7 protein-coding genes and 2 pseudogenes are annotated in these 7769 nt (G+C 66.8%); 2 read left to right on the forward strand and 7 right to left on the reverse strand.

The window, feature by feature from the left end; all coding sequences use genetic code 11:
• Window positions 1–221 (reverse strand): annotated as a pseudogene (locus DEU38_RS27810) (steroid 3-ketoacyl-CoA thiolase); the annotation flags it as partial.
• A 174-nt stretch (window positions 222–395) separates the two neighbouring features.
• On the opposite strand from DEU38_RS27810, the gene DEU38_RS27815 reads away from it, so the two are divergent.
• On the forward strand, window positions 396–1649 hold the full coding sequence (locus DEU38_RS27815) for a cytochrome P450 (protein WP_114724602.1): 1254 nt from the start codon (window positions 396–398) through the stop codon (window positions 1647–1649).
• Window positions 1650–1891: 242 nt separating this feature from the next.
• Here DEU38_RS27815 and DEU38_RS27820 read toward each other — a convergent pair whose 3' ends face one another.
• The 5 genes from DEU38_RS27820 to DEU38_RS27840 are packed head-to-tail and all read right to left on the reverse strand — an operon-like array spanning window position 1892 to window position 6432.
• A complete protein-coding gene (locus tag DEU38_RS27820) occupies window positions 1892–2329 on the reverse strand; it encodes a nuclear transport factor 2 family protein (protein ID WP_114724603.1) in 438 nt (145 codons plus the stop codon).
• Window positions 2330–2343: 14 nt separating this feature from the next.
• On the reverse strand, window positions 2344–3207 hold the full coding sequence (locus tag DEU38_RS27825) for a TIGR03619 family F420-dependent LLM class oxidoreductase (protein WP_114724604.1): 864 nt from the start codon (window positions 3205–3207) through the stop codon (window positions 2344–2346).
• A 12-nt stretch (window positions 3208–3219) separates the two neighbouring features.
• The gene (locus tag DEU38_RS27830; RefSeq protein WP_114724605.1) at window positions 3220–4395 is read right to left on the reverse strand and encodes a thiolase domain-containing protein; all 1176 of its coding nucleotides are present in this window, start codon (window positions 4393–4395) and stop codon (window positions 3220–3222) included.
• 1 nt (window position 4396) lies between these two features.
• A complete protein-coding gene (locus DEU38_RS27835; protein WP_114724606.1) occupies window positions 4397–5461 on the reverse strand; it encodes a thiolase domain-containing protein in 1065 nt (354 codons plus the stop codon).
• A 14-nt stretch (window positions 5462–5475) separates the two neighbouring features.
• Entirely contained in the window at window positions 5476–6432 is a 957-nt protein-coding gene (locus tag DEU38_RS27840) for a Zn-ribbon domain-containing OB-fold protein (protein WP_114724607.1), read from the reverse strand.
• A gap of 106 nt (window positions 6433–6538) precedes the next feature.
• On the opposite strand from DEU38_RS27840, the gene DEU38_RS27845 reads away from it, so the two are divergent.
• Entirely contained in the window at window positions 6539–7579 is a 1041-nt protein-coding gene (locus tag DEU38_RS27845) for an LLM class F420-dependent oxidoreductase (protein WP_114724608.1), read from the forward strand.
• Window positions 7580–7676: 97 nt separating this feature from the next.
• Here the strand turns inward: DEU38_RS27845 and DEU38_RS27850 are convergent.
• Window positions 7677–7769: pseudogene (locus tag DEU38_RS27850) on the reverse strand (3-hydroxyacyl-CoA dehydrogenase); the annotation flags it as partial.

The raw sequence follows: 7769 nt of genomic DNA on the forward strand, positions 1-7769 counted from the left end.
GCGGCGAGCCACGCGGTGCGGGTGACGTTGTTGGACTGCGCGCCGGCCTGCGTGACACAGCCGCCGATGACCTGTTCGACCAGTACCGGATCGATCCCCGCGCGATCGACGATTCCCTTTTGTGCGGCACCGAGGATCTCGGCCGCGTGCAGGCCCGACAACCAGCCACCGCGCTTCCCGATCGGTGTGCGAACTGCCTCGACGATTACTGGTGTGCCCACGGCGGGCTCCTTTCACTCTCTTCTTCGAAAAGTAGAACAGGTTCTCCCGACAGGGCAAGGGGTCCTGCGGCAGATATTTGCCTAGTCTTTCCCTGATCGGCGCTCTGTGATTCAATGCATGTAGAACGTGTTACACATCACTTCGCGGGCTGACCGCGAGGGCAGGAGACAGCAGTGGCGCAGCCCAATATTCCCGCAGGGTTCGACTTTACGGATCCTGACATCTACGCACACCGTATCCCCGTCGAGGAGCTTGCCGAGGTCCGCAAGACTCAGCCGGTCTACTGGGTCGACCAGCCGGACGGCGTCGGTGGCTTCAACGACGGTGGCTACTGGCTGGTCACCCGGCACGAGGACATCCGGGACGTCTCGCAGCGCAGCGACGTGTTCTCCACGTGGGAGAACACCGCGATTCCGCGGTTCGCGGACGACATGCAGCGTGAGGCCATCGAGCTGCAGCGGTTCGTCCTGCTGAACAAGGACGCGCCGGAGCACACCAAGCTGCGCAAGCTCGTCGCCCGCGGCTTCACGCCCCGCGCGATCAACGGGCTCAAGGCCGAACTGAAGTCCCGCGCCGAGGCCATCGTCAAGGCCGCCGCTGCGGAGGGTAGTGGCGACTTCGTCACCCAGGTCGCGGCGGAGCTGCCGCTGCAGGCCATCGCCGAACTCATCGGTGTGCCGCAGGAGGACCGCGGCAAGGTCTTCGAGTGGTCCAACCAGATGACCTCGTACGACGATCCCGAGTTCGCCGACGTCGATCCGGCGGCCGCGTCGATGGAGATCCTCGGGTACGCGTACCAGATGGCCGAGGCCCGCAAGGAGAATCCGGGCACCGACATCGTCACCACGCTCATCGAGGCGGACGTCGACGGCGACGTGCTCAGCCCGGAGGAGTTCGGCTTCTTCGTGATCGTGCTCGCGGTGGCCGGTAACGAGACCACCCGCAACGCGACCACGCACGGCATGAAGGCCTTCATGGACAACCCCGACCAGTGGGAGCTGTTCAAGAAGGAACGTCCGAAGACCATGGCCGACGAGATCATCCGCTGGGCCACCCCGGTCGCGTCGTTCCAGCGCACCGCGCTCGCGGACACCGAGATCGGCGGCGTCGCGATCAAGAAGGGTCAGCGCGTGGTGATGAGCTACGTCTCGGCCAACTTCGACGAGGACGTGTTCGAGAACCCGCACACGTTCGACATCACGCGTGACCCGAACCCGCACCTGTCGTTCGGTGGCACCGGTGCCCACTACTGCCTGGGTGCCAACCTCGCTCGCATGGAGATCGAGTTGATCTTCAACGCGATCGCCGACGTCCTCCCGGACATCACCGAGGCCGGCGACACCCGCCGCCTGCGGTCCGGCTGGCTCAACGGCATCAAGGAGTACCAGGTCGACTACAAGACCTCGGGTTGCCCGGTCTCCCACTAGGTTCGAATCTCTCCCTCCGGCTCGAGCGGAACACCAAGTCGGGCCACACGGACGCAGTAGCGTCAGCGAGATCCCTCATCCCTCGCTGACGCTACTGCTTTGTGTGTAGGAGGGTTTCGTGGGTGGGGCGGGTGTGCCGGTCCCGGTGGTGGGTACACGGCAGCGCGCACACGAGAATGGGGCGGTTACCGGGTCCGGTAACCGCCCCATCGCTTTTCGGGAACTGTCGTCTTTTCGGTGAATCAGACCTTCTTCAACGTCTTCATGGCCCGGTCGACCTCCCAGAAGGCCCGCAGCGACTGCAGCTTGCCCGCCGCGTTCACGCGGTAGATGAAGACTCCCTCGGCGTCCACCTGGTTGCCGGCGATCACCGAGCGGATGAAGCCGATGTTGACGTTCTCGTCACCGCACACCAACGAGTCCTTGACGATGAACTCGAGCGAGTCGGTGTTGGCGATGGTCATATCGTAGAACTTCGAGATCGCCTCGCGCCCATGATGACCCTTGCCCTCCGGATCGAACCCCGACGGACCGACCGGATCCTCGACCCAGCCGTCCTCGGCGAACAGATCCAGCCACTCCTCCTTGCGCTTGCCGCTCGCGGCGGACTGCGACGCGCGTGCCGCGATCCGTGCGGGATGCTCGGCGGTGGACGATTCGGTACCGGCCTGTGTGCTCACGTGCTGCTCCCTCCCTACTTGATGTACTGATCGGCGAACTTGCGCAGCGAGTCCTGCTTGGCCTCGAGCGGTGCGTCGAAGCCGAGGCCGTCGAAGATCCACGGGACGACGATGTTGTCGGTGATGCCGGCGTCGGCCATCTGGGCGTAGCCGTCCTTGCCGAATCGGTCGATGCACACCGCCTGGATCTCGAAAGGCTCCTCGGCCCGGCCGTATTCGGCACGGAGCTCCTTCAGACGGGCCATCGTTGCCACCAGATCGTCGAACTTCATCATCGCCGACGTCCAGCCGTCACCGATGCGCGCGGCGCGGCGCAGCGCGACATCGGTGTGGCCACCCACGTAGAACGGCACCGGCTTGCTCGGTGCCGGGCTGATCTGCAGGCGGCCGAAGTCGAAGAACTCACCGTGGTACTCGACCATGCCACCGGCCAGCACCATCTTGATGATCTCGATCATCTCGTCGACGCGGGCGCCGCGCTTCTTGTAGGGAGCGCCGCACCACTCGAACTCCTCCGGCGCCCAGCCGATTCCGACACCGAAGCCGAACCGGTTGCCGGTGAGGTTCGCGACCGAACCGACCTGCCGCGCGAGCAGCAGGGGATTGCGGGAGCCGAGTTTGAGCACGTTCGTGTAGAAGCCGATCGTGCTCGTGACCGCGCCCATGGCGGCGGCGGCGATCAGCGGATCCACCCACGGTGTCTCCTCGTTCCACATCCGGGAACCGTCGGGAGTGTACGGGTAGTCCGCTGCCGCCGTCTCCATGAAGAACAGTGAGTCGGGCAGCGCGATGTTCGAGAACCCGCACTCCTCGGCGGTCTGGGCGAGCGCGGTGAGCTGGTCGAGCGGGCTCATTGCGATGCCGACGGTGAACTTCATGGCGTTACCCTTCTAGTTGGTCGGACGGTCGGAACTGACCACCCACATCGCGAAGTACTGCGAGCCGCCACCGTAGGCGTGGCCGAAGGCCTTACGTGCGCCGTCGACCTGGTGGTCACCGGCGCGCTCCATGACCTGCATCGCGGACTCGGCGTAGCGGATCATGCCGGACGCGCCGATCGGATTGGACGAGAGGACTCCGCCCGACGCGTTGACGGGCAGCTGGCCGCCGAGCGCGGTCTCGCCGGCCTCGGTGAACTTCCAGCCCTGGCCCTCCGGCACGAACCCGAGATTCTCGAGCCACATCGGTTCGAACCACGAGAACGGCACGTAGATCTCGGCCGCGTCGATCTCGGTGAGCGGGTCGGTGATGCCCGCGGCCTTCCACAGTGCGGCCGCGGCGTCGCGGCCGGCCTGCGGGTTGGCGACGTTGCGGCCGGCGTACGCCAGCGGCTCGGTGCGCATCGCGGTCGCGTGGATCCACGCCACCTTGCGGCCTTCCGCCAGGACAGCTTCGGCGGCGTCTTCATTGCCGATGACGATGGCGCAGGCGCCGTCCGACGAGGGGCAGGTCTCGTCGTACCGGATGGGGTCCCACAGCATCTGGGACGCCTGCACCGACTCGATGGTGATGTCGGGCTGCTTGAGATGCGCGTACGGGTTCAATGCGCCGTTGCGGCGGTCCTTGACTGCGACCATCGCACCGATGTGGTCGGGGGCGCCCGAGCGGCGGATGTACGAGCGCACGTGCGGTGCGAAGAAGCCGCCCGCGCCCGCGCCGACCGGCATCGTGAACGGCACCGGAGTGCCCAGCGCCCACATCGCGTTGGACTCGGACTGCTTCTCCCACGACACCGCGAGCACCCGCTTGTGCACGCCGGCCTGCACCAGGCTGGCCGCGACGTTACCCGTCGAGGCGCCCACCGATCCGGCGGTGTGCACGCGCAGCAGCGGCTTACCGTTGGCGCCCAACGCGTCCGACATCGCGAGCTCGGGCATCATCGAACCCTCGAACAGATCGGGGGCCTTGCCGACCACGATCGCGTCGATGTCGTCCCAGCCGACGTGGGCGTCGGCCATGGCGCGGTCGATCGCCTCGCGGACCATGCCGGCCATCGTGACGTCGTGACGCTTGGCTACGTAGTAGGTCTGACCGGTGCCGAGGACCGCGGCGAGTTGCTTGGCCATATCAGTTGCGTCCTTCCATGACGGCGACCAGGTTCTGCTGCAGCACAGGGCCACTGGTGGCGTGGGCGAGGACGCGCTGCGCGTCACCGCTGAAGATCTGTCGGGCCGCGTAGCCGATGCGCTCGAGACCGCCGGCGAACATCGGGTTGCCGGTGAGCGGGCCGCCCGACGGGTTGACGGTGGTGGCGTCGGTCAGGCCGATCGCCTCGCGCAGGATGATCTCCTGGTGCGTGAACGGGGCGTGCAGCTCGGCGATGTCGAGGTTCGAGACGTCGCCGCTGGTCGCGGCACGGGCCGCGGCGGCGGTGGACGGGGACGTCGTCAGGTCGCGCGATCCGAGGTTGGGGGAGTCGATGCGGTGCTCGATCCCGGTGATCCAGGCCGGCCGCTCGCGCAGCTCGCGGGCACGGTCGCCGCGGGCCAGGATGATCGCGGCCGCACCGTCGGTGATCGGCGCGCAGTCGTGCGTGCGCAGCGGGTCGGCGACGTACTCGGACGCCAGCAGCGTCTCGATGTCGACGTCACCGGAGATCTGCGCGTTGGGGTTGCTCATGGCCGACGCGCGGTTGCGCTGCGCGACCCGGGCCATGTCCTCGGCGGTCCACTTGCCGGCGTCGAGGCCCAGACGGGCCTGCAGGCCCGCGACCGAGACCGAGTCCGGCCACAGCGGGGTCACGAGGTACGGGTCCATCTGCATGGACAGGATCTGTCGGAGGTTGCCGGCGGACGACTTGCCGAAGCCGTACACTAGGGCGGTCTCGACCTCACCGGTCATCAGTTTGACCCAGGCCTCGTAGAGCGCCCACGCGGCATCCATCTCGACGTGCGACTCGTTGATCGGCGGCACGGCGCCGATCGAGTCGATCGCGGAGATGAACGAGAAGGAGCGGCCGGCCAGGTAGTCGGACGAGCCGGAGCACCAGAAGTCGATGTCGGACTTGGTGATTCCGAGCTCGGAGTACATCTCCTGGAAGCAGGGGACCAGCATCTCGACACCGTTGGTGGTGCCGGTGGTCTCGCGCACATGGGGGGCCTGTGCGAAGCCGACGACTGCAATGTCTGTCATGGTTCTCGAGGCTCCTAGAGGTGGTGCTTGTAGGTGTCGTATTCCGCGTCCGGCTCACCGCTGGGGCGGAAGTGGGAGATGTTCTTGAGCGAGTACTCCCACTCCTCCTTCGGCCGCCACACGGCCTCGACGCGCATGCCCATCCGGACCTCGGACGCGTCGACGTCGAGGATCAGGTGCAGGAACGGGATGTCGGCGCCGTCGAGCAGCACGTAGGCCGCGACGTACGGCGGCTTGATCTGCTGGCCCAGGAACGGCACGTTGACGATGCAGAACGTGGTGATGGTGCCCTTGTCGGACACCTCGACCTGTTCCTTGGTGGGGGCGCCGTCGGTCGGGTTGGCACCGCGCGGCGGGACGTACACCTTGCCGTTCGCGTCGGTGCGGCCGCCGATGATCTTGCCCTCCATCAGGCCGCGCAGGTAGTAGGTCTCCTCGAGCGACGCGGTGTGCGTGTAGTGCAGGTCGATCGGGGTGGTGATCATCGTGACCGGCTCGCCGCCGGAACCGGTTGCGGCGGAGTCGGAGTCGCTCTCGCCGGGTTCGAAGCACGCGATGTCCTGGATGCGTCCGCTGCGCTCGTCGGCCCAACGCACCCGCACCCGCATTCCGGTGCTCATCGCGTCGGGGGAGCCGGCGTCGACGGCGTGCAGGATCGAGGTGTCCGCGCCGTCGAGCTTCACCAGGGCCCACGCGAACGGGTGCGTCAGGGGCTGACCCTCGATGGGCTCGGCCATCCACGACCAGCTCACGACGCTGCCGGTGTCGGCGACGTCGACGAAATCGGTCATCGGATCGTGGGTCACCGGGTCGAACTCCGGCGGCGGCACGTGCACGCGGCCGTCGGATCCGCGGGCGCCGATGACCTTTCGGTCTCGAAGCGCTGTCACGAAGGCACCGATGGTCGGGCCCACCGATCGGGTGTAGTCGAATTTCAGATTAAGTGGTGCTCTCAGTGGCTGCTCGGCCACTTGGCTCTTGCTCGCTGTCTTTCCTTGGGTCACGGAATCGAGTAGAACAGGTTCTTATTACTGTGGCAAGGGTCACGTCGGATATGGGAAAACGCGGAGGCAGGCAATGAAGCTGGGGTTACAACTCGGGTACTGGGGTGCGCAGCCTCCGTTCAATGCGCAGGAGTTGGTGAACGAGGCCGACGCGTCGGGATTCGACGCCGTGTTCTCCGCCGAATCGTGGGGTAACGACGCCTTCACGCCGCTCGCCTGGTGGGGCTCGAGCACGGAGCGCATCCGGCTCGGAACCTCGGTCGCGCAGATGTCGGCGCGGACGCCGACCAACTGCGCGATGCATGCACTGACGCTCGACCACCTGTCCGGGGGCCGCGCGATCCTCGGACTGGGCGTCTCGGGCCCGCAGGTCGTCGAGGGCTGGTACGGCCAGCCGTTCCAGAAGCCGCTCGCACGCACCCGGGAGTACGTCTCGATCGTGCGTCAGGTCCTCGCGCGTGAGGCCGCGGTACGCAACGACGGACCGCACTATCCGTTGCCGTACGCCGGCGCCGGCTCGATGGGGCTGGGCAAGCCGCTCAAGCCCATCACCCACCCGCTGCGCGCGGACCTGCCGATCTGGCTCGGTGCCGAGGGGCCCAAGAACGTCGCGATGACCGCCGAGATCGCCGACGGTTGGCTCGCGATCTACTACACGCCGCGACTGGCGCCGATGTACAACGAGTGGCTCGACGAGGGATTCGCGCGGCCCGGTGCCCGGCGCAGCCGTGAGGATTTCGAGGTCGCCGCGACCTGCCAGGTGGTCGTCACCGACGACCGCGCCGCCGAGATCGCGAAGCTCAAGCCGATCACCGCTCTGTACGTCGGCGGGATGGGCGCACCCGAACTGAACTTCCACGCGCAGGTCTACACCCGGATGGGCTACGGCGAGGAGGTCAAGGAGATCGGCAAGCTGTTCCTGTCGGGACGCAAGGAGGAGGCCGCTTCGATCGTGCCCGACGAGATGGTCACGGACACAATGATCATCGGCAACATCGACGAGGTGCGCACGCAGGTCAAGCAGTGGGAGGACGCGGGTGTGACGATGCTGCTGGTGACCTGCCGCAGCACCTCGCACATGCGTGAGTTGGCTGCCGCGGTCGGCACCGCCTGACAGATCCGGAACGCGAACGGCGCGGGCCGTGAAGGGATTTCCTTCACGGCCCGCGCCGTTTCTACGCTTCCGGGATCAGCGCGGGATCAGCGCGGGATCAGCGCGGGGCCATGCGGATGGCGCCGTCGAGGCGGATGACCTCGCCGTTGAGCATCGGGTTGGAGACGATGTGTGCGGCGAGTGAGCCGTA

It is taken from the genome of Rhodococcus sp. AG1013 (assembly GCF_003350365.1).
In the GTDB taxonomy this organism is placed as follows: domain Bacteria; phylum Actinomycetota; class Actinomycetes; order Mycobacteriales; family Mycobacteriaceae; genus Prescottella.